This is a genomic window from Pedobacter sp. UYP1 (assembly GCF_040547305.1).
Classification (GTDB): domain Bacteria; phylum Bacteroidota; class Bacteroidia; order Sphingobacteriales; family Sphingobacteriaceae; genus Pedobacter.
In genome coordinates this window covers 1-2374 of record NZ_JBEPPL010000042.1, presented here as the reverse complement: position 1 = coordinate 2374, position 2374 = coordinate 1, and the positions used below count along the sequence as shown (strand labels likewise).

The 2374-nt window shown below is 44.5% G+C and carries 1 protein-coding gene; it reads left to right on the top strand.

The window, feature by feature from the left end:
* Positions 1-2374 (top strand): non-ribosomal peptide synthetase (locus ABIB30_RS27180; protein WP_354306159.1); only part of this gene is annotated, 2374 nt, incomplete at both ends.

Here is a 2374-nt window from a genome sequence, read left to right as displayed (position 1 = left end):
GTTATTTAAGTGCTTCTCGTTCTGATGGGACACTGCAGGATATAGCCGGTCCGCTGGCTAACCTGCTTGCCCTTCGGATAGGGATTGATGATGAGGTCCGTTTTATAGACCTGCTTTCCCGTGTTGACAAGGCCCTGGAGGATGGGGAACGTTATGGTGTTGTGCCTTTTGAAAAGGTTGTGCTGGCTGTAAACCCAGGAAAAGACATGAGCCGTACGGCCTTGTTTGATGTGCTTTACCAGTATGAACAGGCTGGCCAGGACTGGAAAGAAATCGAACTGAACCATGGTTTGGGTAAATATGATTTTAACCTGCTGGTTGTCGAGGGGGAAACGATAGAAATTTTCCTGAGCTATAACAGTCTTTATTTCCAGGAGTCCCGGATCAGCCGCCTGCTTGGCCATTACCTGGAGCTGATCAGTTCGGCCTTACGTGAACCTGAGCAGTTAGTATCATTACTGGGTTATGTGACCGGTGAAGAAAAGGCAGCGCTGTTAGCTACCGGAGAAGAAGTAGGTTATCCGAAAGACAAGACGATAACAGAGCTTTTCGAGTTTCAGGCAGCAGCACATGGGGACCGTACAGCAGTGGTGTTTGAAGAGAAACAATTAAGTTACCAGGAGTTAAACGGGCTGGCCAACCAGCTTGGCCATTACCTTCGTATAAATTACCAGGTACAGGCTGATGATCTGGTGGGGATCTGCCTGGAGCGGAGCGAATGGATGCTTGTGGCAATCCTGGGTATCCTGAAATCCGGGGGTGCTTATGTGCCTGTTGACCCAGCTTATCCGCAGGAACGGATTGCTTATATGCTTTCAGACAGCGCCTGTAAAGTGGTGATCGATGAGGCAGAACTTGCCAGGTTCCGCAGTAGCCTGGCTGATTACAGCATGGAGAATCCGGCACCGGTTAGCGGAGCTGAAGATCTGGCTTATGTGATCTATACCTCTGGATCTACAGGTTTACCTAAAGGCTGTGCAGTTACCCATGGTAGTTTATTCAATTATATTAACTGGGCAAACGCATATTATTTTAAAGGCAAACAGGATCAGCCTGATTTTGGTTTGTATACTTCTTTATCATTTGATTTGACTGTTACCAGTATCTTCTGTTGCCTTACATTAGGAGGGAAACTCCTGATTTATGAGCAAAACAGGGATATTTCCTCAATATTATCACATAGTTTTAGTTTGGACAGCGGTTTAAATAGTATCAAACTCACCCCTTCTCATATTAATATGCTGGAGTATTTGGACATCGGGGAAACGAATATATCGTGTGTGATTGTTGGAGGAGAAGAGGTTTCTATACATCATGTAGAGATTTTAAAGAAAATCAGCCCGTCCTTAATCATTTACAATGAATATGGTCCGACAGAAGCGACAGTAGGTTGTATCGTTCAGGAACTGGAGTTAAATAGTGCTGTTCTGATTGGAAAACCTATTGCCAATACGCGTATTTATATTTTGGGTGAAGGTTCCGAACTAAATCCTGTTGGTATAACTGGTGAGATTTGTATTGCAGGAGCTGGTCTGGCAAGGGGGTATCTTCATAATGCAGCGCTAACAGCGGAAAAATTTGTTGTCAATCCGTTTGAGACAGGTAAAAGGATGTATCGAACTGGGGATCTGGGCCGATGGCTTGAGAATGGAAATATAGTTTACTTAGGTAGGAAAGATAACCAGGTCAAGATTCGTGGTTACCGTGTTGAGCTTGGCGAAATTGAAGAGTCACTGAGAAGTTATCCGGGTATCGAAGGAAGTGTGGTTACCGTTCGTGGCACAGCGGATAGAGAATTGGTAGCTTATGTAGTGAGTAAAGAAGAACTGAATATATCGGCTATAAGGACTCATTTAAGTCAGACCTTACCAGATTATATGTTACCTGCATATTTTGTACAGTTAAGTCAGATACCATTAAATACGAATGGAAAAGTAAACAGGCACGCACTTCCAGCACCCGAAGGACTGGACCTGGATACGGGGGCAGCTTATGTAGCAGCAGTTACTGTGACTGAAGTTGCACTTGTAGAGATCTGGCAAAAGCTACTGGGCAGGAAAAAAGTTGGTATAAAAGATAGTTTTTTTGACCTTGGTGGTCATAGTTTGAAGGCGATGCGGTTATTGAGTGAGCTTCGTCGTGAGTTTGAGATAAGGATTGTATTGAAAGATATTTTTGAGCACCCGGTATTGGAAGACCTGGGCCAGTTAATTGACCAGAGCCAAGGTGCAGTTTTCACGGCAATTCCACAAGTGGAGCCGCAGGCTGATTATCCATTGTCTTCTTCCCAATACCGGCTTTGGATACTGAGTCAGTTTACTGAAAGCAGTATTGCTTACAATATGCCTGGTGTGTTTGTTTTTGAAGGGGTGCT